At 70.4% G+C, this 23,411-nt stretch carries 19 protein-coding genes; 11 read left to right on the forward strand and 8 right to left on the reverse strand.

Going from position 1 to position 23,411, the window contains the following annotated elements; genetic code table 11:
- Window positions 1–23 precede the first annotated feature (23 nt).
- From ABH940_RS05570 to ABH940_RS05590, 5 genes are all read left to right on the forward strand, one after another.
- Window positions 24–1,076: a carbohydrate ABC transporter permease gene (locus ABH940_RS05570; RefSeq protein ID WP_370104501.1), complete on the forward strand. Its 1,053-nt coding sequence runs from the start codon at window positions 24–26 to the stop codon at window positions 1,074–1,076.
- Window positions 1,073–1,903 (forward strand): carbohydrate ABC transporter permease, encoded by an 831-nt coding sequence (locus ABH940_RS05575; protein WP_370060988.1) that lies wholly within the window; start codon window positions 1,073–1,075, stop codon window positions 1,901–1,903. Before ABH940_RS05570 ends, ABH940_RS05575 begins: the two co-directional genes overlap by 4 nt.
- A gap of 40 nt (window positions 1,904–1,943) precedes the next feature.
- The gene (locus ABH940_RS05580) at window positions 1,944–3,476 is read left to right on the forward strand and encodes a glycoside hydrolase family 3 protein (protein ID WP_370060986.1); all 1,533 of its coding nucleotides are present in this window, start codon (window positions 1,944–1,946) and stop codon (window positions 3,474–3,476) included.
- A 606-nt stretch (window positions 3,477–4,082) separates the two neighbouring features.
- Complete coding sequence (locus ABH940_RS05585) at window positions 4,083–5,534, forward strand: sensor histidine kinase (protein WP_370061853.1); 1,452 nt, start codon at window positions 4,083–4,085, stop codon at window positions 5,532–5,534.
- A gap of 278 nt (window positions 5,535–5,812) precedes the next feature.
- Window positions 5,813–9,649, forward strand: coding sequence for a Pls/PosA family non-ribosomal peptide synthetase (locus tag ABH940_RS05590; protein WP_370104541.1), 3,837 nt, complete (start codon window positions 5,813–5,815; stop codon window positions 9,647–9,649).
- A 361-nt stretch (window positions 9,650–10,010) separates the two neighbouring features.
- On the opposite strand, the gene ABH940_RS05595 is transcribed toward ABH940_RS05590, so the two are convergent.
- Window positions 10,011–10,262 (reverse strand): WhiB family transcriptional regulator, encoded by a 252-nt coding sequence (locus ABH940_RS05595; RefSeq protein ID WP_030257455.1) that lies wholly within the window; start codon window positions 10,260–10,262, stop codon window positions 10,011–10,013.
- A 336-nt stretch (window positions 10,263–10,598) separates the two neighbouring features.
- A complete protein-coding gene (locus tag ABH940_RS05600) occupies window positions 10,599–11,546 on the reverse strand; it encodes a diacylglycerol kinase family protein (RefSeq protein ID WP_370060983.1) in 948 nt (315 codons plus the stop codon).
- Between the two features lie 143 nt (window positions 11,547–11,689).
- On the opposite strand from ABH940_RS05600, the gene ABH940_RS05605 reads away from it, so the two are divergent.
- Window positions 11,690–12,115 (forward strand): hypothetical protein, encoded by a 426-nt coding sequence (locus ABH940_RS05605; protein WP_370104503.1) that lies wholly within the window; start codon window positions 11,690–11,692, stop codon window positions 12,113–12,115.
- Between the two features lie 13 nt (window positions 12,116–12,128).
- Here the strand turns inward: ABH940_RS05605 and ABH940_RS05610 are convergent, their stop codons facing one another.
- The 4 genes from ABH940_RS05610 to ABH940_RS05625 form a co-directional block, all read right to left on the reverse strand.
- Window positions 12,129–13,265 (reverse strand): RNA polymerase sigma factor SigF, encoded by a 1,137-nt coding sequence (locus ABH940_RS05610; protein ID WP_370060979.1) that lies wholly within the window; start codon window positions 13,263–13,265, stop codon window positions 12,129–12,131.
- Between the two features lie 28 nt (window positions 13,266–13,293).
- Entirely contained in the window at window positions 13,294–13,707 is a 414-nt protein-coding gene (locus ABH940_RS05615; protein WP_196192725.1) for an anti-sigma regulatory factor, read from the reverse strand.
- 261 nt (window positions 13,708–13,968) lie between these two features.
- On the reverse strand, window positions 13,969–14,457 hold the full coding sequence (locus ABH940_RS05620) for an N-acetyltransferase family protein (protein ID WP_370060976.1): 489 nt from the start codon (window positions 14,455–14,457) through the stop codon (window positions 13,969–13,971).
- 29 nt (window positions 14,458–14,486) lie between these two features.
- Window positions 14,487–14,756 (reverse strand): UBP-type zinc finger domain-containing protein, encoded by a 270-nt coding sequence (locus tag ABH940_RS05625; RefSeq protein WP_370060974.1) that lies wholly within the window; start codon window positions 14,754–14,756, stop codon window positions 14,487–14,489.
- Window positions 14,757–14,877: 121 nt separating this feature from the next.
- Between ABH940_RS05625 and ABH940_RS05630 the strand changes: the two genes are divergently transcribed.
- The 4 genes from ABH940_RS05630 (at window position 14,878) to ABH940_RS05645 (ending at window position 21,209) form a co-directional block, all read left to right on the forward strand.
- Entirely contained in the window at window positions 14,878–16,479 is a 1,602-nt protein-coding gene (locus ABH940_RS05630) for a Na+/H+ antiporter (protein ID WP_370104505.1), read from the forward strand.
- A gap of 174 nt (window positions 16,480–16,653) precedes the next feature.
- Window positions 16,654–18,042: an FAD-dependent monooxygenase gene (locus tag ABH940_RS05635; RefSeq protein ID WP_370060970.1), complete on the forward strand. Its 1,389-nt coding sequence runs from the start codon at window positions 16,654–16,656 to the stop codon at window positions 18,040–18,042.
- A gap of 387 nt (window positions 18,043–18,429) precedes the next feature.
- On the forward strand, window positions 18,430–20,382 hold the full coding sequence (locus ABH940_RS05640) for a putative Ig domain-containing protein (protein ID WP_370104507.1): 1,953 nt from the start codon (window positions 18,430–18,432) through the stop codon (window positions 20,380–20,382).
- Window positions 20,383–20,711: 329 nt separating this feature from the next.
- Window positions 20,712–21,209 carry a hypothetical protein gene (locus tag ABH940_RS05645; RefSeq protein ID WP_370060966.1) on the forward strand — a complete coding sequence of 166 codons (498 nt, stop codon included), beginning with the start codon at window positions 20,712–20,714 and terminating at the stop codon, window positions 21,207–21,209.
- A 97-nt stretch (window positions 21,210–21,306) separates the two neighbouring features.
- Here ABH940_RS05645 and sodN read toward each other — a convergent pair whose 3' ends face one another.
- Window positions 21,307–21,702 (reverse strand): superoxide dismutase, Ni, encoded by a 396-nt coding sequence (sodN, locus tag ABH940_RS05650; RefSeq protein WP_196192719.1) that lies wholly within the window; start codon window positions 21,700–21,702, stop codon window positions 21,307–21,309.
- A 172-nt stretch (window positions 21,703–21,874) separates the two neighbouring features.
- Between sodN and sodX the strand changes: the two genes are divergently transcribed.
- On the forward strand, window positions 21,875–22,348 hold the full coding sequence (gene sodX / locus ABH940_RS05655) for a nickel-type superoxide dismutase maturation protease (RefSeq protein WP_370060963.1): 474 nt from the start codon (window positions 21,875–21,877) through the stop codon (window positions 22,346–22,348).
- Between the two features lie 48 nt (window positions 22,349–22,396).
- Here the strand turns inward: sodX and ABH940_RS05660 are convergent, their stop codons facing one another.
- On the reverse strand, window positions 22,397–22,966 hold the full coding sequence (locus ABH940_RS05660; RefSeq protein ID WP_370060961.1) for a CGNR zinc finger domain-containing protein: 570 nt from the start codon (window positions 22,964–22,966) through the stop codon (window positions 22,397–22,399).
- Between the last annotated feature and the right edge of the window lie 445 nt (window positions 22,967–23,411).

The raw sequence follows: 23,411 nt of genomic DNA on the forward strand, positions 1-23,411 counted from the left end.
TGACGAAGGTGAGACAGATCGCCATGCCATCCAAGGGAGCGCCGGCTCAGCTCCGGGACGACGGAGGGACCGCGGTCGGGTCGCCGGAGCACTCCGGCGACCAGGCACGAGGGACCGGAGGGAACGGAACCGCGGGCAGGTTCCGGCCCCGGTTCGGCGGGAAGCTCGGCGGGAAGCGGAGAGACACCGGCAACGACGGGATCACCCCGTACCTGCTGCTGCTCCCGGCGCTGGCGGCGACCGCGATCTTCCTGGTCTACCCGGCGATCCGCGAGATCCTCATCTCGTTCCAGCGGCTCAACGCGTTCGAGCTGATCCAGCACGTCACCGAGTGGAACGGCTTCCAGAACTACCAGACGATCCTCAGCAGTTCGGACTTCTGGCACTCGGTCGAGCGGTCGGTCCTGTTCACCGCCGTCAACGTCTTCCTGATCATGGTGCTGGGCAGCCTGGTCGGCCTGCTGCTCAACCGCCTCGGCAGCAGGATGCGGTTCGTGCTCTCGCTGGCCCTGGTCTTCGCCTGGGCCATGCCGGTACTGGCCGGGACCACCGTCTTCCAGTGGCTCTTCGACCAGAACTACGGCGTCGTCGACTGGCTGCTCTCCCAGCTCGGCTGGAAGAGCATGGCCCACTACGACTGGCTCAACAGCCAGTTCTCGGCCTTCACCGTGATCGCCCTGCTGTTGGTCTGGCAGTCCATCCCCTTCGTGGCGTTCAACCTCTACGCCGGTCTGACCACCATCTCGACCGAGCTCTACGAGGCGGCCCGGCTCGACGGCGCGGATGCCTGGCGGATCTTCCGCTCGGTCATCTTCCCGATCCTCAAGCCGTTCTTCCTCTCCACCACCTTCCTGGAGATCATCTGGATCTTCGGCGCACTGCCGCAGGTCCTGGCGATCAGCGGTGGCGGGCCGCAGGGGAGCACCGCCACCCTGCCGGTCTACGCCTACCTGGTCGGCGTCGGCCAACAGTCCTACGGGATGGGCGCCGCGGTGGCCGTCGTCACCATCGTCATGCTCTGTCTGATGATGTCGTACTACTTCCGCATCATCCTGAAGCAGGAGGACGAACTGTGAAGTCCTCGCTCGTCAGCCGGATCACCTTCAACGCCCTCGCGTCGGTGCTGGCCATCGTGTTCGTCTTCCCCGTCTACTGGATGGTCACGACGGCGTTCAAGCCGAACAACCAGATCATCAGCAGCACGCCGGTCTGGGTGCCCACCAGTCCCACGCTGGCGCACTTCACCACCGCGATGCACGCGCAGTTCTTCGGCGACTACTGGGTCAACAGCCTGACCGCGACCGTCGGCGCGGTGCTGGCGGCGCTGGTGATCGCGCTGCTGGCCTCGGTGGCCGTGGCCCGGATGCGGTTCCGCGGGCGCAAGGCGTTCATCCTGATGATCATGGTGGCGCAGATGGCCCCCTGGGCCGTCATGCAGATCGCCATCTACATGATCGTCCGCGACGCGAACATGCTGAACGAGATCCTCCCGCTGCTCCTCTTCTACATGATGATGGTGCTGCCCTTCACGATCTGGACGCTGCGCAACTTCGTCGCGGCGATCCCGAAGGAGCTGGAGGAGTCGGCCCTGATCGACGGCTGCAGCCGGTTCGGCGCCTTCTGGCGGATCATCTTCCCGCTGCTGGCACCGGGGTTGATGGCCACCTCGCTGTTCGGCTTCATCACCGCGTGGGGCGAGTTCCCGCTGGTCCTGGTGCTCAACAAGGACCCCGCCCACTACACGTTGCCCCTGTGGCTGACCCAGTTCCAGAGCGTGTTCGGCAGCGACTGGGGAGCCACCATGGCGGCCTCGACGCTGTTCGCGCTGCCGGTGCTGGTGCTGTTCATGATCATGCAGCGTCGGGCCGTCGGCGGCCTGACGGCCGGCGCGGTGAAGGGCTGACGTGGACGTGGGGATCCTCGAACCATCATCGATCCGGACGATGGACCGGAACGACCGACTGCACCGCGACGCGCTCACGGTGCTGCAGCCCGGCTTCGTCGGGACCACGCCGCCGGACTGGCTGCGACGCCATCTCGGCGAGGGCCTCGGCTCGGTGGCCCTGTTCGCCCGCAACGTGACCGACCCGCAGCAACTGGCGGCGCTCACCGCCGAGTTGCGCCGGGAGAACCCGCACGTCCTGGTCGCCATCGACGAGGAGGGCGGCGACGTCACCCGCCTGGAGGCCGGCAACGGCTCGTCCTGGCCGGGCAACCTGGCCCTGGGCGCGGTCGACGACCCGGCGCTGACCCGGGACGTAGCCCGCGAGCTGGGCCGGGCGCTGGCCGAGTGCGGCGTCAACTACAACTGGGCGCCCTCGGCGGACGTCAACTCCAACCCCGACAACCCGGTCATCGGCGTCCGCTCCTTCGGCGCCGACCCGGACCTGTGCGCGCGGCACACCGCCGCGTGGGTGGAGGGGCTGCAGTCCGTCGGCGTGGCCGCCTGCGCCAAGCACTTCCCCGGGCACGGGGACACCGCCGTCGACTCGCACCTGGGCCTTCCGGTGGTGGACATCGACGTGGACCTGCTGCGCTCGCGCGACCTGGTCCCGTTCAAGGCCGCGATCGCCGCCGGCGCCAAGGCCGTGATGACCGCTCACATCATGGTCCCGGCGCTGGACGGCGATCGCCCGGCCACGCTCAGCCGGGCGGTGGTCGACCTGCTCCGCCTCGCGCCGTCCGCCGGCGGCCTCGGCTACCAGGGGCTGATCGTCACCGACGGCATCGAGATGGGCGCCATCGCCGACACCTACGGCGTGGCCCGGGGCACGGTGCTGGCGGTCGGCGCGGGCGTGGACGCGATCTGCGTCGGCGGCGGGCTGGCCGACGAGGAGACCGTGCTGCACCTGCGCGACGCGCTGGTGGCCGCGGTGCGCGAGGGCGAACTGCCCGAGCAGCGCCTGGCCGAGGCCGCCGCCCGGGTACGGGAGTTGGGGGAGTGGACCGCCGAGCAGGGGGCGGCCAGCGGTCGGCTCGCGCCCGACCTGGCCATCGGCCTGCGCGCGGCACGGCGGGCGCTGCGGGTGACCCGGCAGCCGGGCGCGGGCTTCGCCCCGGTGACCGAGCGGCCGTACGTGCTCTCGTTCAGCCCGGTGCCGAACATCGCCGTCGGCGACCAGACGCCCTGGGGCGTGGCCGGGATGCTCGCCGCCCGCTTCCCGGGGACGCACGCCGAGAGCGTCGGCCCGGACGACGCCACGCCGGAGCTGCTGCCCGCGCTCGTCGAACGGATCCGGCGCGAGTCGGCCGGACGGCCGCTGGTCGTCGTGGTGCGCGACCTGCACCGGCACGCGTGGATGTCGCGAGCGCTGGACGGGGTGCTCGCCGGCCGGCCGGACACCGCCGTCGTCGAGATGGGTGTCCCACGGGCCTCCGCGCGCGGCGCGCTGCACATCGCCACCCACGGCGCGGCGCGCGTCTGCGGCCTGGCCGCGGTGGAGGTGCTGACAGGGCAGCCGACGGCACACCAGTGAGAGCGGCTCCCGCCCGCGGCGGGAGCAGGGGGGAATCAAGGAGGGGAGCGCAGGGCACGGGTGAATTCCCGTGCCCTGCGCCGTTTTCCGGACTGGTGCTGTCCTGGGAATTCCCTGGGAATTCTCCGGGGCAATCTCTTGTCGGGGTCATTTCAGAATTCCCCGGCTTCGAGCTTTCCTGTGTGCTGAATTCCAGTCACATGACCGTCGGGACAAGAGGGATGGCCACCCGGCCGATGCGGAACGGGCATGCAAAAGGCCGCGGGTGTCGCGACGGGACCCTCAACCCGTCGCGGCGCGCCGCGGCCTTCGGCCTCGTCGGAGGAGGACGCCGTCGCCTGCGTGGCGGGTGTGCGGGCCCGGGACGCGGGACGGGTTCGGCCGACGGTGGGGGAGCGGCAGCCGCGCGGTCAGGGCAGATAGCGCAGGTTCGTCGCTCCGTTGGTGCTGCCTCGATTGTGGACTAGACCATTCACCATTGTCCAGACCAGTGGACCGGGAAAGCCGGGGAAGGCAGAGGTCGCGGTCAGGGTAGGCGTGCTGTTCACCGGCTGGTCGCACGGAGTCCTTCCCCCTGCCTGGGGATACGCTCGCAGCATGCCTTCCCTGAACGAGCTGGTGCGCCACCACACCGCGCTGGAACCCGCCGATGTGGAGTGGATCCACCTACTCATCTCCGAATGGCAGCTGCTCTCGGACCTTTCCTTCGCCGACCTCGTGCTCTGGGTGCCGACCAGGGACGGCACCCGCTACGTCTCGCTGGCGCAGATGCGGCCCAACACCGGCCCGACCTCCTACCAGGACGACATGGTCGGCCACCTGGTCCCGCGCGGCCGCCGCCCGCTGCTGGACATGGCGCTGGACGAGGGCAGGATCGTCCGTGAGGGTGACCCGGAGTGGCGCGAGGACGTACCCGTTCGGGTGGAGTCGATTCCCGTCCGGCGCGAGGGGCGCGTGCTCGGGGTGATCGCGCGGAACACCAACCTGCTGACCGTCCGCACGCCCAGCCGGCTGGAGCTCACCTACCTGCAGAGCGCGTCCGACCTGGCCCAGATGATCGCCGCGGGCACCTTTCCCTTCCGTGGCGAGCAGGTGGACATGGACGCCTCGCCGCGCGCCGGCGACGGCCTGCTCCGGCTGGACGCCGAGGGCGTGGTCACCTACGCCAGCCCCAACGCCATCTCCGCCTACCATCGCCTCGGCCTCAGCACGGACCTGGTCGGCCTGCACCTCGGCCGGACCACCGCGGACCTGATCCCGCCCACCAAGGGCGCCGTCGACGAGGCGATGGTCAAGCTGGCCAGTGGCTGGGCCCCGCGGACCACCGAGGTCGAGCACCCCGAGGCGGTCGTCCAGCTGCGGGCCATCCCGCTCAAGCCCAAGGGCGAGCACATCGGCTCGCTGGTGCTGCTCCGCGACGTCACCGAACTGCGGCGTCGTGAGCGCGAGCTGATGACCAAGGACGCGACGATCCGTGAGATTCATCACCGCGTCAAGAACAACCTGCAGACCGTCGCCGCGCTGCTGCGGCTCCAGTCGCGCCGACTCGACTCCGAGGCGGCCCGGGGCGCGCTCGACGAGGCGGTGCGCCGGGTGGGCTCGATCGCCATCGTGCACGAGACGTTGTCGATGGCGCTGGACGAGCACGTGGCCTTCGACGAGATCGCCGACCGGGTGCTGGCGATGGTGATGGAACTGTCACAGGACGGCCGCGTCACCGCCCGCCGGACCGGCAGTTTCGGGATCCTCTCGGCCGAGGTGGCGACTCCGCTGTCGATGATCCTTACCGAGATCCTGCAGAATGCCCTGGAGCACGCATACGGTCCCAAAGCGGGCGGTACCGTCGAGGTCGAGGCCAGCAGGGCGGACGGTGTGCTGCACATCACCGTCACCGACGACGGCTCCGGTCTGCCGGACGGATTCGACCCGCACACGGCGGGAAATCTGGGGCTGCAGATCGTCCGTACACTGGCGACGGGCGAACTGGGCGGACGCTTCGACATGGCCCCGGCACCCGGTGGCGGCACAAAGGTAATACTCGAAATCCCGTTTGATTGACTGTCGGACGGTTTTAACCGGTTACTCACCTTTAAGGCCCCAACCAAAAGGGATATTGGCTCGTCTAACGTGCCAGGTGCCACAGCGGCGATCACACGATGATCTCGTCGGCGCCGCTCAGGACCACCACCCGACGCCTGGCGAGAACATACGTGGAACAACAGAACTTCATCGCGCCCTCAAGCCACGCCGTATACGGCGTGGGCACCGTCCTGGCTCCGGCCTGGCAGACGGGCGCGGTCTGGCCGTTGGCGGACCCGGCAGTTGCCCGGACCCTCATGGACATCCTGGACGAGACGGCATGGCACCACCCCGACGCGCCCGCGCTCGACGCGGGCGGCACCGTGCTGAGCTACCGCGAGCTGCTGCGGGAGATCGACGGAATCGCGGCGGGGCTGGCCGGCGTCGGCATCGGACCGGGTGACCGGGTCGGCGTCCGCGTGCCCAGCGGCACGCCCGGCCTCTACCTCTCCGTCCTGGGCGCGCTGCGCGCCGGTGCGGCCTACGTGCCGGTGGACGTCGACGACCCGGACGAGCGCGCCGAGATGATCTGGACCGACGCGGGCGTCTGCGCCGTCATGGGCGCGGGCGAGGACGGTGGCCTGGAGGTCTGGCCAGGTCCCAGCCCCACCGGCGGCGAGCCGGGCGCGCCCCGGATCGGCGACGACGCCTGGATCATCTTCACCTCCGGGACCACCGGCCGACCCAAGGGCGTGGCGGTGACCCACCGCAGCGCCGCCGCCTTCGTCGACGCGGAGGCCCGGCTCTTCCTGCGCCAGGCTCCGCTCGGCCCCGGCGACCGGGTGCTGGCGGGTCTGTCGGTCGCCTTCGACGCCTCGTGCGAGGAGATGTGGCTGGCCTGGCGGCACGGCGCCTGCCTGGTGCCCGCACCGCGCGCACTGGTCAAGGCCGGGACCGACCTCGGCCCGTGGCTGGTCGAGAAGGGCATCACCGTCGTCTCCACCGTGCCGACCCTGGTCGCGCTCTGGCCCGCCGAGGCGCTGGACCGGGTGCGGCTGCTGATCGTCGGCGGCGAGGCCTGCCCGGCCGAGCTCGTCGAGCGACTCGACGTGCCAGCGCGTGAGTTCTGGAACACCTACGGCCCGACCGAGGCCACCGTCGTCGCCTGCGCCTCGCTGATGCGGGCCGGACAGCCCGTCCGGATCGGTGCGCCGCTGGACGGTTGGGAGCTGGCGGTGGTCGACCAGCAGAACCGGCCGGTGCCCTGGGGCGAGGTCGGCGAGCTGGTCATCGGCGGCGTCGGCACCGCCCGGTACCTCGACCCGGCCAAGGACGCCGAGAAGTTCGGCGCGATGCCCTGGCACGGCAGACCCGAGCGCGTCTACCGCTCCGGTGACCTGGTGCGTGCCGACCCGCAGGGACTGGTCTTCGTCGGTCGTGCCGACGAGCAGGTCAAGTTGGGCGGCCGACGCATCGAACTCGGTGAGGTCGACGCGGCGTTGCAGGCACTGCCCGGCGTCCGCGCCGCCGCCGCGGCGGTCAAGGAGACGCCCGCGGGCGGGCAGGTACTGGTCGGTTATCTGGTGCCCGAGGCACCGATTTCCGGCATCCCCGCGCAGGGCCCGGACGGCTCGCTCGATCTGGCCGCCCTGCGCACCCTGCTGCTGGACCGGCTGCCGCAGGCGCTGGTACCGGTGCTGGCCGTGGTCGCCGAACTGCCCACCCGCACCTCCGGCAAGGTCGACCGCAAGGCGCTGCCCTGGCCGCTGTCCGGCGGAGACGCCGGCGCGGGCGTGACCGGCGGACCGCTGCACGGGACCGCCGCCTGGCTCGCCGAGCAGTGGCAGGCCGTGCTCGGCGTCCCGGCCGGCCCGGACGGCGACTTCTTCGCCCTCGGTGGCACCAGCCTCGCCGCCGCCAAGCTCGTCTCGCTGCTGCGGGACCGCTACCCCGGCGCGTCCGTCGCCGACCTCTACCAGCAGCCCCGGCTCCAGGACCTGGCCGACCACTACGACGGCCAGGCCGACGACGTGGCCGAGCACCGCGAGGTGCGGCCGGTGCCGCGCTGGGTCGGGCTCTACCAGGCCGTGGTGCTGGCCGTGCTGTTCACGGTCACCGGTCTGCGCTGGGTGCTGGCGCTGGCGGCGGTCGACGACGTCATAGGGCCGCTGCCCTGGGCGCCGTACACCTCCTGGTGGCTGATCGGCGGCGGCTGGCTGGTGCTCTCCAGCGCCTTCGGGCGCGCCCTGATCGGCGCGCTCGGCGCGCGGCTGCTGACGGCCGGTCTGAAACCCGGCAGCTACCGCCGCGCGGGCGCGGCCCATCTGCGGCTGTGGACCGCCGAGCGGCTGGTCGGCGCGTTCAACATCGGCTCCGTGCTCGGCACTCCGCTGGCCCGCCGGTACGCGCGCTGGCTCGGCTGCCGGGTCGGGGACGACGTCGACCTGCACAGCATGCCCCCGGTCACCGGCATGGCCGTCTACGGCGACGGCTGCGCGGTGGAGACCGAGGTCGACGCCGCGGGCTGGTGGCTCGACGGAGACCTGCTGCATCTGGGCACCGTCCGGATCGGACGCGACGCCCGCGTCGGCACCCGCACCATGCTGATGCCCGGCGCGGAGATCGGCTACAACGCCGAGGTGCTGCCGGGCAGTTGCGTGGTCGGCAAGGTCCCGCCCCACACCCGCGTCCACGGCAACCCGGCCCGGGCGGACGAGCGTCCCGTGCCGTTCGAGGAGCAGTGGCCGGCGCCCGCGCACCGGCGCTCGCGCTTCTGGAACGTCGCCTACACCCTGGCCCTGCCCGGCTTCCAACTGCTTGCGCTGGTCTCGGCGCTGCCCGCCGTCTACGCGCTCTGGGTGCTGATAGGGACCGACCCCTCCTACAGCGGCGTCTTCGACCGGCTCGTGCTGGCGTCGGTGCCGCTCGCGGTCGTCACGATGCTGGTCTACGCCCTCTGCGTGGTGGTGACGGTCCGGGTGCTGTCCGTCCCGATCAAGCCGGGGCTGCATCCGGCCCACGGCAGGGTCGGCTTCTGCGTCTGGGCCGTCCACGGGCTGATGGCCTCCTCCCGGGTCATCCTGTTCCCCTTCTACGCGAGCCTGTTGACACCGCTGTGGCTGCGCGCGCTCGGTGCCAAGGTGGGACGCAAGGTCGAGGCCTCGACCGTGATCGGCCTGCCCGGCCTGATGCGCGTCGACGACCACGCCTTCCTCGCCGACGACAGCATGGTCGGCTCCTTCGCCAGCCGCGGCGGCTGGCTGCGGCTGGGCGTGTCCAGCGTCGGAAAGCGGTCCTTCGTCGGGAACTCCGGCATCGTCGCGCCCGGCCGGGCGCTGCTCGACGACTCGCTGGTCGGCGTGCTCTCCGACGCGCCCGCCGGCGCCGAGCCCGGCAGCTCCTGGTTGGGCCGTCCGGGCATGCGCGTCCAGCGCGTGGTGGAGGGCGGCGAGGACACCGCCCGCACCTACGACCCGCCGCGCCGACTGGTCCTGGCCCGCGCCTGCGTCGAGCTGTGCCGACTGCTGCCGGTGCTGATCGCGGTGCTGCTGGGCGACATGGCGGCGACCGGACTCCAGGCGCTGTTCGACTGGGACGGCCTGACGCTCTGTGCCGCACTGGCCGGGGTGCTGCTACTGCTTCTCGGGGTGACGGCCTGTCTGATCACCACCGCGGCCAAGTGGTTGCTGATGGGCCGGTTCCGCGAGAGCCAGCGCCCGCTGTGGTCCTCGTTCGTCTGGCGCAACGAGCTGTTCGACACCTTCGTCGAGGAGCTGGCCATGCCGTGGCTGGGCGGCTCGTTGATCGGCACCCCCTTCTTCACGGCCTGGCTGCGCAGCCTCGGCACCGAGATCGGCCGCGGCGTCTGGTGCGAGTCGCACTGGTTCCCGGAGACGGACCTGATCCGCATCGGCGACGGAGCCACCGTCAACCGCGGTGTGGTGGTGCAGACCCACCTCTTCCACGACCGGCTGATGCGGATGGACCTGATTGACGTCGAGGCGGGCGCGACCGTCGGCCCGCACTCGATCGTGCTGCTCGGCGCGACGCTGGGAGAGGGGGCCGTGGTCGGCCCGTCCTCGCTGGTGATGCGCGGCGAGTCGGTCCCGGCCGGCACGCGCTGGCTGGGCAACCCGGTCCGCCGCTGGGCCTGACCGCGGCGGCGGGGGACGCCGCGGAAGGGCCTGAAGACAAAGCGAGGCCCTGCCGAACGGGGGGGAGGTTCGGCAGGGCCTCTTGACCTGCTCCGGCCGTCGGGGGGAGTCGGCCGGAGCAGGGGCTCTGGTGTGAGGGTTGCGCTCTGTGCACGGCACGAACGACTGCCCTCGGCTCCGACGGTATCAAATCCGCGGGGCCGGTGAGCAACGCAACGGGTGTGCGTTGCTTTGGAAAGTGCGGAGCGCGGTCACAACGTTGTGGTGACGGAAACGCCACGGCACTCGATCACAAGTTGATCAAAGGTGGTACAGGTGCAGGATGGTGCAGGCGGTGCAGGCCTTGCGACTACGCAGCGTGTCAGGCGGTACGAGCGCGGTTGCGGGCGGCGCGACGCTTCATCGCACGACGCTCGTCCTCGCTCATGCCACCCCAGACGCCCGCGTCCTGGCCGGTCTCCAGCGCCCACTGCAGGCAGCTCTCCATCACGGGGCAGCGACGGCACACGGCCTTCGCCTCCTCGATCTGCAGCAGGGCGGGGCCAGTGTTGCCGATCGGGAAGAACAGCTCGGGGTCCTCTTCCCGGCAGACGGCACGGTGGCGCCAGTCCATGATTGTCCAACTCCTCTAAAAGGCAGGGGGTGCCCCACCTGCGTCAATGGCAGCTTGTGAATGTGAACGCTTTCACGAACCCATGGGCGGGCGCAGGGCCGACGGGTGAGTCGGCGCGCGGGTGCTCGCGGCGTTGCAGTGGATTCGGGCGACTCAGGCGGGTTCCGGTAACGGACTGTCCCGATCGCCAGGTAAAGGTTCGCAAACCTCGACCCCGGATACAACCCCCTTCGGGTAGGAAATTTTGATTCGTCGGTGTCGCTTGGGTCACACCCAGTACTTCGATGGAGTGAAGGCACTCGCGCGTTCGAGAACAAGGCCAGATGGCCCTTCCGTTCACACAATCACACGCAGTGCCCGAGATACACCTGTGAAGCTGATGGTCTTCCGCTCTCCAAGGTGGTCCCCGTCGACCTGGAATGGCAGCGGTTCCTGCGAATGCAAGGTGAATTCGGCCAGATCGTGGTAAGCGACCACGTGTTTGCCGTGCGGACCGACCCCCGTCGAGTCCAGGAGCTGCGGGATCGTGCGTAGCGTCTGGAGGAGTGACATCCGGGTCATGCCGAAGAGGTCGAGGTTCGTGTCGAACCCCGCCTCGGGCGAGGCGTAGACCGGTCGGTTCCCCAGGTAGGTCCACGGTGAGGTGTTGGAGACTATGGACACCGCCAGGCCCTCGACCGGTTCCGTCCCGTCGGCACGGAAAGTGATCGGACCGTCCTTCCGGCGCCGCCGCTCCCCGGCGAACGCGCGCACCGCCTGCCCGACATAGAGGGAGTGCGTCGACCGCCGACCGCTGCGCCGCGCCTCCTCGACCCGGCCCACCACGCCGGCGTCGAACCCGAACCCCGCGGTGAAGGTGAACCACCGGTCCGGCAGCCCCTCGCCTCCGGCGCGCCCGAGGCTGATGGAGCGCGACCGCTTCTCGCTCAGCGCCTGCAGCAGTTGCCCGGTGGCCTCGACCGGATCGTTGGGCAGCCCGAGCGCCCGCGCGAAGACGTTGGTGCTCCCGCCCGGCACGACGGCTAGTTTGGGCAGGTGTTCGCCGGGGCCGTCGTGGAGCAGTCCGTTGACGACCTCGTTCACGGTCCCGTCCCCGCCGAGGGCGACGACCAGATCGTGCGAGCCGTACCGCGAGACCTCGCGCGCGAGGTCTCGCGCGTGCCCGCGGTAGCCGGTCGCGGCGACGTCCAACTTGAGGTCGTTGGCAAGGGCGTGCGTCAGAACATCCCTGGTCCGACTGCTGGTGGTAGTCGCTTTCGGGTTGACGACCAGGAGGGCACGCATGGCCACAGATTACCTATAGGACCTACAGGTCTCGCACGCGCACGCGGTTGCCCTGCCCAGGGGTATGGGGCCTTCGGCACGCGAGGCAGTGCAACTGCCTGCCCAGGAGAAGGTGTCCGTGAGGCACGAGCTAGCCTGGTGCGGTGACCGCGAATGCCACTGTGACCGCCAGCCCCGCTGCCGTCCGTCCCTGGACGTTGATTGTCGGGGCCTGCTTCTCTCTTGCCCAGGGCGTCATCATTGCTGCCTACGGCATCTTCGTGATGGTCGGCCCGCTGTCGGCCACCGCCAAGACCGGTGTCGGCATGGCCGAGTACGCCGGGAGCATCCTGCTGCTGATGGGGCTGCTGCCCCTCGCCGCGGGTCGCGCGCTGCTCAAGCTGCAGAAGTGGGGCCGCAGTCCGGCCGTCATGATCGACACGCTCTGCCTCGCGGTGACCTGGTTCACCGTCCAGAACGGCGGATCCCAGCTCGCGCTGGGCGTGGCGATCGGCGTCGCCGGCCTGCTCGGCGTCGCTCTGCTGCTGCACCCGAGGACCACGGCTGCGCTGTGGCCCTCGGGTCGGTGAGAGCAGCTGAACCTCACTCCTCGATGAGGAGCTTCTCCCGGAGCTGGGCGAGCGTGCGGGCCAACAGCCGGGAGACGTGCATCTGCGAGATGCCGACCTCGGACGCGATCTGCGACTGCGTCATGTTCCGGAAGAACCGGAGCACCAGGATCCGCTGCTCGCGCTGCGGCAGCTGAGCCAACAGCGGCTTGAGCGACTCGCGGTACTCCACGCCCTCCAGCGCGTCGTCCTCCGCGCCCAGGGTGTCCGCGACGGCGGGGGACTCGTCGTCGGTGTCCGGCACGTCGAGCGAGAGCGTGCTGTACGCGTTGGCGGACTCCAGGCCCTCCAGCACCTCCTCCTCGGAGATGCCCAGATGCTCGGCCAGCTCGTGGACGGTCGGGGAGCGCCCGTGCCGCTGCGACAGCTCGCTCGTCGCCGTGGTCAGCGCCAGCCGCAGCTCCTGCAGACGGCGGGGGACCCGGACCGCCCAACCCTTGTCGCGGAAGTGGCGCTTGATCTCGCCGACGATGGTCGGAGTCGCGTAGGTGGAGAACTCCACGCCGCGCTCGGGGTCGAACCGGTCCACCGACTTGATCAGGCCGATGGTGGCGACCTGGGTCAGGTCGTCCAGCGGCTCGCCGCGGTTGCGGAAGCGGCGGGCCAGGTGCTCGACCAGCGGGATGTGCATCCGCACCAGCTGGTTCCGCAGTTCCACCCGCTCCGGTGAGCCGTCGGGCAGCGACGCGAGACGGACGAAGAGCGCCCGTGCGGCCTCGCGGTCCGGCGCACCGTGCCGCTGCGGCCCGGGGACCCGGACGCCCGGACCCCACGCCTCGGCGGGCTTGCGCGCCTCACTGTCGCTGTCTCCCTGGACCTCGACCTCGACCTGGACCTCGACGACCTCGACCTCGCCGTCGACGTCGCTCTCCGCGTCGACGTCCGGGTCGGCCGCGTCGTCGTCCTCGGCTGCGAGGTCGAACTCGTCGGTCTCGTCGGTCGCGTCCTTCTGCTCGGGCGCGTCGGACTCCGCCACGAACGCCCGCGCCGCGTCGGCGCGTTCGGGATCGTCCGCGAACACCCTTGCCTCCGTCTGCTGCTGGTCGCCTGCGTCCGCCTGCGCGGGCACGACGGCCCGGTCGGCTCCGGGCTTGTGGTTCAGGTCTCTCACCGCGATCCCCCGCTCCCGTCTCCTCGCGTCATGGCTGGCCGGGGCCGGCACCGCGCTTCTTGTGCAAGCTGATGGTCACCGTCCGGTCCGGCTCGACCGTCGACTCCACCTCGCCGGCCAGTGCGGAGAGCACCGTCCAGGCGAAGGTGTCGCGCTCGGGCGCGCGGCCGTCGGTCGTGGGCGCCGACACGGTCACCCGGAGCGAGTCGCCGACCAGGCGGAACACGCAGCTGAGGACCGAGCCCGGCACGGCCTGCTGGAGCAGGATCGCGCAGGCCTCGTCGACCGCGATGCGCAGGTCCTCGATCTCGTCCAGCGTGAAGTCCAGCCGCGCCGCAAGACCGGCCGTCGCGGTTCGCAGAACCGAGAGGTAGGCACCCGCCGCGGGCAGTCGGACCTCGACGAAGTCCTGCGCGTCGGGCTCGCCGTCGATCTGGGACACCCTCACCTCCGTGCTGTGCTGTTGGGTGGAGCTGTGCTGTTGCCTTCGCCGGGCGTTGCTGCCTGGCTCGTGCCGGGGAGCGACGGGCTCACCGGCCCGTGACCGGTGACGCTATCGCGATCCCGTGCGTCGTGTCGCCCATCCTGGGAGCGAGGCCCCTGTGGTGACTCATAGTAGGTCTCCATATACGCACCGTGGCAATGGGGGTGACCGAATCTTGTCCCGGGAAGGGAAAACCCGTACGTGCCGGACGCCGGTGGCTCAGTGCGCCTGTGACGCCAGGGACTCCAGCGCGGTGCCGGTGAGTCGGTGGACCGTCCACTCCTCCATCTGCGCCGCGCCCAGTGCCTTGTAGAACGCGATCGAGGGCTCGTTCCAGTCCAGCACTGACCACTCCAGTCGGCCGTAGCCGCGCTCGACGCAGATCCGCGCCAGCTCGGCCAGCAGCCCCTTGCCGTGACCGCCGCCGCGCGAGTCCGGGCGGACGTAGAGGTCCTCCAGGTAGATGCCGTGGACGCCGGTCCACGTCGAGTAGTTGCGGAACCAGAGCGCGAAGCCGACCGTGCGGGCCGCTCCGTCCTCGATGTCCTCCGCGACGTGGGCGAAGGCGGCGGGGTGCTCGGCGAAGAGGGCGTCATGGAGGTGCTGCTCGGTGGCCTTGGCTTCGGGCAGTGACTTCTCGTAGTCGGCGAGCTCCCGCACCATGGCGTGAATCTCGGCGACGTCGTCGGGCGTTGCGGGTCGGATCATTCTTGAAGCCTAAAACGCCGGAGGGGCGTTCACACCAGCCGCTGGTCCTCGAAGCACCAGCGCCAGCCCTCGCCCGGCTCGAAGCTGCGCATCACCGGATGCCCGGTCTGCGCGTGGTGCTCGCTGGCCCTGCGGCCCGGGGTCGAGTCGCAGCAACCGATGTGGCCGCACTGCAGGCACTTGCGCAGGGCGACCGGCCGCTGGCCCAGCTCGCGGCAGTGCTCGCAGGTGGAGCTGAGCTGCGTCGGCTCCTCGTGCGGCAGTTCGGCGAGGTGCGGACAGGCGCGTGCGGGGGACATGGCCTCAGGGTACGGCGGTCGACGGTTCCCGTGTGGTTCTGTGAGCCGGTGAGGACGACGGGACGATTCGGACATCGCGTCGCACCGGGCCGGGAGTGAGGACGCCAGGAGTGAGGACGCCGTGAGCGGACCGAGTGCGCTGCTGGTGCTGGTGGCGGGCAGCGCCACCGTGGCGGGCGTGGCCCGCCGTTTCGGGCTCTCCGCGCCGCTGTTGCTGGTCGTCGTCGGGTTGGGTGCCGCGTATCTGCCGGGGGTGCCCGACTACACGCTGGCGCCGGACGTCGTGCTGCCGCTGGTCCTGCCGCCGCTGCTCTACTCGGCGGCGCAGGACGCGTCGTTCCGCAGCCTGCGCCGGAACCGGCGGCCCGTGCTGCTGCTCTCCATCGGCTACGTGCTGTTCTGCACGGTGACCATGGGCCTGGTCGCGCACGCGCTGATCCCGTCGCTGCCGCTGGCGGCCGCGTTCGTCCTCGGTGCGGTGATCGCGCCGCCGGACGCCGTGGCCGCGACGGCGATCGCCCGCAAGGTCGGACTGCCGGCCCAACTGGTCTCGATCCTCCAGGGCGAGAGCCTGGTCAACGACGCGACCGCGATCACCGTCTACCGGGTCGCGGTCGCGGCGGCCGTGGGGGAGGGGTTCTCGTTCGGCAGCGCGCTCGGGGAGTTCCTGCTGGCCGCGCTGGGCGGGACGGCGGTCGGGCTGGTCCTGATGCTGCCGTTGCAGTGGCTGCGGTCCCGGCTCCGGGATCCGCTGCTGCTCAACACCTTCTCGCTGCTGGTCCCGTTCGCCGCCTATGCGGCGGCGGAGGCGCTGCACGCGTCCGGCGTGATCGCGGTCGTGGTGGTCGGCCTCTACCTCGGTCACTACGCGAACTGCGTGGACTTCGCGGTGCGGCTCCAGGAGGAGTCGGTCTGGGCCATGGTCTCGTTCGTGCTGGAGTCGTCCGTCTTCGCCCTGATCGGCCTCCAGCTGCCGGTCGTGGTACGGCAGGTGGGCGGTTGGTCGGTCGGGCAGCTGACGGTCTGGGTGGTGGTGCTGCTGGTCGCCCTGATCGGGCTGCGGTTCGTCTGGTCCTGGCCTGCGACCTATCTGCCGGGCCTGCTCAGCAAACGGATCCTGGAACGGGAGGGACGGCCCTCGTGGACGCGCCCGTTCATCGTCGCCTGGGCGGGGATGCGTGGTGTGGTCTCGCTGGCGGTGGCCTTCTCGATTCCGGAGACGACCCACGACGGATCCCCCTTCCCGGATCGGGATCTGCTGCTCTTCCTGGTCTTCACACTGGTCATCGGCACGTTGCTGGTGCAGGGGCTCACCCTCCCGTGGCTGGTGCAGCGGCTCCCGCTGCCGCAGCGTGACCGGCAGACCGAGACGCTGCGCGAGGCCCAGGCCCAGTACGAGGCCAGCGCGGCGGCGGAGGCGCGGCTGGACGAGTTGCTGGAGGACCCGCGCAACCGCCTGCCCGAGGCGCTGGAGGCACGGCTGCGCCGATTGTTGGACCACAGGCGCAACGCCGTCTGGGAGCGGATGGGCGCACCCGTCCACGAGTCCACCGGCGAGTCGGTGGACAGCGCCTACCGCCGCCTGACCCGGGAGACGCTGGCCGCCGAGCGCCAGGCGTTGGACCGGCTGCGCGGGGAGGAGCGGATCGACGACGAGACGTTGCGGCGGCTGGTGCGTCAACTGGACTTCGAGGAGGCGCTGATGGTCCACGTCGAGGAGTGAGCGGCAGCCGCGCGGGTGCGGGTGCGGGTGCGGATGCGGGTGCGGGTGCGGATGTGTGCGGTGCGGGCCCGGTGCCCCGGCGGTCAGCGTGCGGCAAGGGCGCGGTCAGCGGTGCGGGCGACGCTCGTTCCGGAGCGCGGCAGCCGAGGCCGCGTACGACGGACGAGGTGAACCATGCAGCAGCACACGATGCAGCAGCACACCCCTGCGACAGGCGCCACCACTCCCGCCCTCCGGGTCCTGATCTCCGGCGCCAGCATCGCCGGGCCTGCCCTGGCGCTCTGGCTGGGGCGTTGCGGCCACGACGTCACCGTCGTGGAACGCGCCGCGACGTTCCGCGAGGGCGGCGGCGCGGTCGACTACCGCGGGTCCGTGCACCGCACGGTGCTGGAGCGGATGGGCGTCCTGACCACCCTGCGCGGTCTGGACACCGGGATGGGCGAGCAGGTGCTGCTCGACCCGGACGGCCGCGAGCGGCTGCGGCTGCCGGCCTCCTTCATGAGCGGCGAACTGGAGGTCACCCGTGGCGACTTGGCCCGGACCCTCTACGAGGCCAGTCTGCCGTTCGCCCACTATGTCTTCGGCGACTCCATCCGCACCCTGACCGAGCATGCGGACGGTGTCACCGTCGAGTTCGAGCACGGCCCCACCCGCGAGTTCGACCTGGTCGTCGGCGCGGACGGGATGCACTCGGTGACCCGGCGGCTGGTCTTCGGCGAGGAGTCCCGCTTCCGTCGCGACTCCGGCTGGTTCTTCGCCACCTTCTCCACCGATCTGTCCACCGATCCGTCCGGCGAGCTGTCCACCGATCCGTCCGGCGAGCCGGCGGCCTCGCTCGGGCTGCGCGACTCCGGGGTGATCTGGAACGACCCCGGGCGGATGGTCGGGCTCGCCAACACCCTGGGCGAGGACGGCGCGATGCTGGTCTTCCACGAGCCGGGACTCCGCTACGACCACCGGGACGTGACCGGGCAGCGGGAGATCGTCCGCGAGCGCTACGCCGACGCGTCCTGGTCCGCCGTCCCGGCGGTGCTGCGGTCCGTCGGGACGGCGTCGGACTTCTACTTCGACTCGATCAGCCAGATCGTGATGGACCGCTGGTCGCAGGGGCGCGTGGTGCTGCTCGGCGACGCGGCCTGGGCGCCCGCGCCCGGCGGCCTCGGCAACGGCCTCGCGGTGGTCGGCGCATACGTCCTGGCCGGGGAGTTGGCCAGGGAGCTCGGCGCCGGTTCGGAACCGGCGGCTGCCGTGGCTACGGCCTTCCGCCGTTACGAGGAGCGGATGCGCCCGTACGTGACGGGATGCCAGAAGCAGGGCAGGGGAGCCGGACCGTTCCTGGCCCCCGCCACGGCGGGCAGGCTCCGGCAGCGCAACCGGATCTACCGGATGCTCTGCAGCCGGATGATGCGCGGCTTCTTCGACCGCCTGACCACCCGGCAGGCCGAGGCGATCGACCTGCCGCTGTACCCGCTCCCCGCTTGCCTGTTGTCGGAGATCGTCAGCGAGCAGCCCCGGCCCGTTGCGGACAAGGCCCGTGCGCATGCGGTGCATTCCCAGGCTTGATATCTGCCATAGGCGTACACGAAGCGACAATCCCCCAAGGGGCGGGGCAAGAAACCACTGAGCGGCGGGCTACGCGCGTCAGACCGCGCTGAGCTCGCCGTTTGTTCACTCGCGGGTCAGGTGTGAGTCGCCTTGTGATTTCTTCCTGTGAGACGCCTGTTGACCCAAATTCGACAACCCTGCTTTGCTGTCCCCCACGAAGACGGAGAGCACCACAACAAGTGGTGACAGTATGCCAACTCGCATGGTTTGCATCTGAGTTGGTGTGTGCGAGCTGGTCTGACGTCTTCGGTTCTCCCAGGGCAAGCGGGCGCTCCAGCTGAGCACGCGAGGGTCATCCCCGAGCGGTCTCCACAGCGCCCGCGACGAGAGAGGAACGCTCCCCACATGCGCAACACCCGCTTCAGAGGCGCGGCGCTGGCCGGCATAGCCTCGCTGTCCCTCGCCGCGGCAGGGCTCTCCTTCGCCGCCTCCCCGGCGATGGCCGCGAGCGGTGGCCACCACGACTCCGGCCAGGCGCACCACAACGCCGCCATGGTCGGCAGCAACGCCACCATCAACAACGAGTTCAACCCGTACAGCTCTTCGCTGAACGCGAGCAAGGCCGCGGCCCTCAAGCAGTACGAGGCCCAGCAGCGCAAGCGCCTCGCGAACCAGGCGACCGCGGCGGCCACCGGCCAGGAGACCCTCTCCTACGGCGGCGGCACCGACGGCGTCGGCGTCATGGACGGCCACGTCAAGGTCTACCTGGTCTTCGACGGTACTCAGTGGGGCACCCAGGGCACCAACGCCAAGGGTGACTCCACCTTCACCGGCGACGTCGACGGCGCGGCCCCGGTCGCCCAGGAGATGTTCAAGGGCATCGGCACCGGTGGCGAGACCTGGTCGGCCGACCTGACCCAGTGGTGCGACGGCGCGAGCGTCGTCTCCGGTGCGACGAGCTGCCCGAGCAACGCCAGCTTCGTCCCCTACCAGAGCGGCGGCGTTCTCTCCGGCGTCTGGTACGACAACTCGGCCGCCGAGCCGAGCAACGCGACCGGCAACCAGCTGGCCCAGGAGGCCATCAAGGCCGCCGGCCACTTCGGCAACACGTCCTCCGCGTCGAACCGCTATGCGTACTACGTCATCCTGTCGCCGCACGGCACCGACCCGGACGGCTACCAGGACCCGAACACCGGCTACTGCGCCTGGCACGACTGGAACGGCGACACCAGCCTCAGCGGTGGTGCGGCGACCTCGCCCTACGGCGACATCGCCTTCTCCAACCAGCCCTACAACATGGACGCCGGCCAGAACTGCGGTGTGGGCTTCGTCAACGGCGCGTCCGCCGGTGAGCTCGACGGCTACACGATGACCCTCGGTCACGAGTGGCACGAGATGATGTCGGACACGTACCCGGCGGGTGGCTGGACCAACCACGTCTCCGGCTCGTCCTACAACGGCCAGGAGAACTCGGACGAGTGCGCCTGGCTGCAGCCGGGCACCGCCGGCGGCGCCGCCAACGTCACCATGGGCACCGGCTCCTTCGCCGAGCAGGCCAGCTGGTCGAACGACACCAACTCCTGCGCCATCTCCCACACGATCCTGACCCACGGTGGCGGCACCGGTGGCAACACCGTCACGGTGACGACCCCGGCCGGCCAGTCCGGCACCGTCGGCACCGCCGCCTCGCTGAAGGTCACCGCGTCGGACTCGGCCACGGGTCAGACCCTCGCCTACGCAGCGACCGGTCTTCCAGCCGGCCTGTCGATCAACTCCTCGACCGGTCTGATCTCCGGCACCCCGACCGCCGCGGGCACCTCCTCGGTGACGGTCACCGTGACCGACGGCACCGGCGCCAAGGGCACCGCCACCTTCTCCTGGACCGTGGCCGCCGCCCCGACCGGCTGCACCTCGGCCCAACTGCTCGGCAACCCGGGCTTCGAGACCGGCGCCGCCGCCCCGTGGACCACGACCGCGGGCGTGCTGAACAACTCCTCCCAGGAGCCGGCGCACGCCGGTAGCTGGGACGCCTGGCTCGACGGCTACGGCACCGCCCACACCGACACCGTCTCCCAGACGGTGACGATCCCGAGCGGCTGCAAGGCGACGCTGAGCTACTGGCAGCACATCGACACCACGCAGACCGACGGCACCGCGCACGACACCCTCGTCGTCACGGTGAACGGCAACACGGTCGGCTCCTTCTCCAACCTGGACGCCAACACCGGCTACAGCCAGGAGAGCTTCGACCTCTCCTCCTACGCCGGTAAGTCCGTGACCATCACCTTCACGGGCACCCAGGACGGTGCGGCGAACACCAGCTTCGTCCTCGACGACACCGCGCTGAACGTCTCCTGACGTCCAGTCAGTCACCAGCACCACCCGGGGGTCGGCCGCTGGCCGGCCCTCGGCCTGCGTCCCGGGGTTCGGAGGCACTCGAGGGGGGTGCCTCCGGCCCGGCCCGAGTGATCCGACTCATCCGGCTGATCTGCTGAGACGCAGGAGAAAGAGGGAGTGGGAGGGGAACCGATGCGCAGGCCTGCGCATCCAATCGGCAGTTGTCCGTGAAGTGGATACTGCCCGCACAGAGGAGCAAGCACATGACCAAGGCCCGTACTTCTGACGCTGGTACGCCCGGGGCTTCGAGCCCGTCCGCTCCGCGGTCGTCGAAGCGCAGTCTTGTCGCGGTGGCGGCCCTCGGTCTCGCCGCAGGCCTGGCACTGGCCGGCTGTTCGTCCTCCGGCTCGTCCTCCGGCTCGTCCACCGGGGCGACGGGCTCGGCGTCCGGCTCCGCGACCGCCGTCGCGTCTCCGTCCGCCTCCGCCTCCGGGGCCGGAACGAGCGGCGGCACGACGCCCACCGGCACGGTGGTCAAGCTCGACGAGAACGCCAAGGGCACCACGATTCACGTGCCCGTCGGCGGCTCCGTCCTGCTGACCATGCACAACATCACCTGGAGTACGCCGCACGTCTCCAACGCCGCCGACCTGTCGCCGCTCGGGCTGCCCGAGATCGGCCCTGGCACCGACTGCCACCCCGGCAGTGGCTGCGGCACCAAGACCACCCGCTTCGTGGCCCGCCAGGCCGGGACGGTCACCATCACCGAGACCCGCACCTCCTGCGGCGAGGCCCGCCGCTGCACGGACGGCCAGGGCACCTACACGGTCACGGTCGTCGTCGGCTGACGCGCGAAGGCGCCTGCCGCGCGGGAACGACGAAGGGCCCGGCCGATTGCTCGGTCGGGCCCTTCGCGGACAAGTCTCAGCCTCAGAGTCCGTGGACTCAGGCCTTCTTGGTCTCCCAGAAGATCTTGTCGATCTCCGCGATCAGGTCGAGCGCCTTCTGGCCCGTCGCCGGGTCGGTGGAGGCCTTGGCCGCGGACAGGGCCTTCAGGGTGTCGTTCACCAGCTGGCTCAGCTGGGGGTACTTCTCGAAGTGCGGAGCCTTGAAGTAGTCGCTCCACAGCACGGAGACGTGGTGCTTCGCCAGCTCCGCGCGCTCCTCCTTGATCACGGTCGCGCGAGCGCGGAAGTGCGGGTCCTCGTTGGCCTGGTACTTCTCCTGGACGGCCTTGACCGACTCAGCCTCGATGCGCGCCTGAGCGGGGTCGTACACGCCGCACGGGAGGTCGCAGTGAGCGTGGACAGTGACCCGCGGTGCAAACAGCCGAGAGAACATGGGAGTCCTTCCTGTGATCGTCTTCCCAGGAGGAGGTTACCGCCGAAAGGCGTCGGACTCGCGTCCGCCCCGGAGGCTTAGGGCAAAGGTCGTAGAAGAGAGGTGGACTTGCCCCGCAGGCTTGCGAAGATGGAATCGAACGGGTCCCGAGCGGTGGGCGAGGATGAACGGAATGGCCGAGCGGATGGGTGAACCCGGCGGGCAGCCGCAGCTGCGGCTGCCACAGGAGCCACCGGAGGGCGGGTCGGTCACCGGTCGGTTCGGCGTGCTGGTCGTCGATGGACCGTCGATGGCGCCCACGCTGTCCCATGGCGATCGCCTGATCTGCCACTACGGCGCGCGACTTCGGCCGGGGGCGGTGGTGGTGGCGCAGCACCCGCTCCGCCAGGACCTGATCGTGGTCAAGCGTGCGGTGGAACGTCGCCCGGGCGGGTGGTGGCTCCTCTCCGACAACAGCGCCGTCGAGAGCGACAGCCGTGACTACGGCCCGGTGCCGGAGGACCTGGTCCTCGGCCGCGTCCTGCTCCGCTACGCCCCACGCCTCGCCTGGCTCGCCCCGTCCACCTGGTGGCAACCGGCGCTCCGCGCCATGCCGTACGCGATGTCCCGCCGCCTCGGCGACTTCCGCCGCCTGCCGAGCCTGTAGGCAGAGCCCCGCGCCCCTGAAAGTGCGACTATCGGCGGTAGTGCGTCTTCACGCGGAAGCCGCTTCGCGCTTCCGCGCGCGGTACGCCGCGACGTTCGCGCGCGTCGCGCAGCGGTCGCTGCAGTAGCGGCGGCTGCGGTTGGTGGAGGTGTCGAGATACGCGTTGCGGCACGGCGCCGCCTGGCAGATGCCGAGACGGTCCGCGCCGTGGGCGGTGAGGTGCATCGCCAGGCCCATGCTGGCCAGTGCCGCGTACAGCGAGGTCGCGGTCGAGGCGTTCTCCGCCAGATGCATATGCCACAGCGGGCGGCCGTTCTCGTCGAGGTAGCCGTGGCCCGAGATGACCGGGCTGACCGGGTACTCGATCAGCAGCTCGTTGAGCATGTCGACGGCGCGCGTCTGGTCGCCCTCCGCCGCGGACTCGAAGACCGACCGCAGGCGGTTCCGGACCGCCCGCAGCTGCGGGACGTCCGCCACCTCGACCAGCTTCGTGCCCCGGCCGCCCGCGCTGAACAGGCGGCGGACCTCGTCGACCGTGGTGAGTACGTCCTTGCCGCGCTCGGGTTCCTCGGTGTTGACCAGCCTGACGGCGAACTCCGCGTAGGTGGTGAGTTCCATGAGTCGTCCCGAGGTGTCCGTGGCCCGTGAAAGCTGACAGACCGGCACCGACTGCCGTCGGTGGTACCGCGTGGTGGGCGCAGTGTGGTGCCGGGTGGTACTCGCTGGTAATGACTGTACTCTCAGCCAGGGTATTACGATCGGTTCCGATGCGCGTACCTCCGGGTGCGGACAGCGTCCGCAGTATGGCGGTTGAACGGAACATGTGATGAACAAGACCGAATCTCGAGCGGCCTCATTGCCCAGGATCGAGGCGACTGTGCCAAAATCAGCTCACGGGTGACCCCCGTCAGTCGAGTAGGCCCACCGGATCGGCACCGATCCGGGCGGTGTGCAGGACCGGAAGCACGACAGCGCTCCGGATCCGAGGCACCGGTCCGCAACCCGGCCTCTCGCCGCGCGCGGTGTTTTTACTGTTCGTCCCATTCGTTCATATTTGCTGGTT

This window comes from Streptacidiphilus sp. BW17 (assembly GCF_041262485.1).
Lineage (GTDB): Bacteria > Actinomycetota > Actinomycetes > Streptomycetales > Streptomycetaceae > Streptacidiphilus.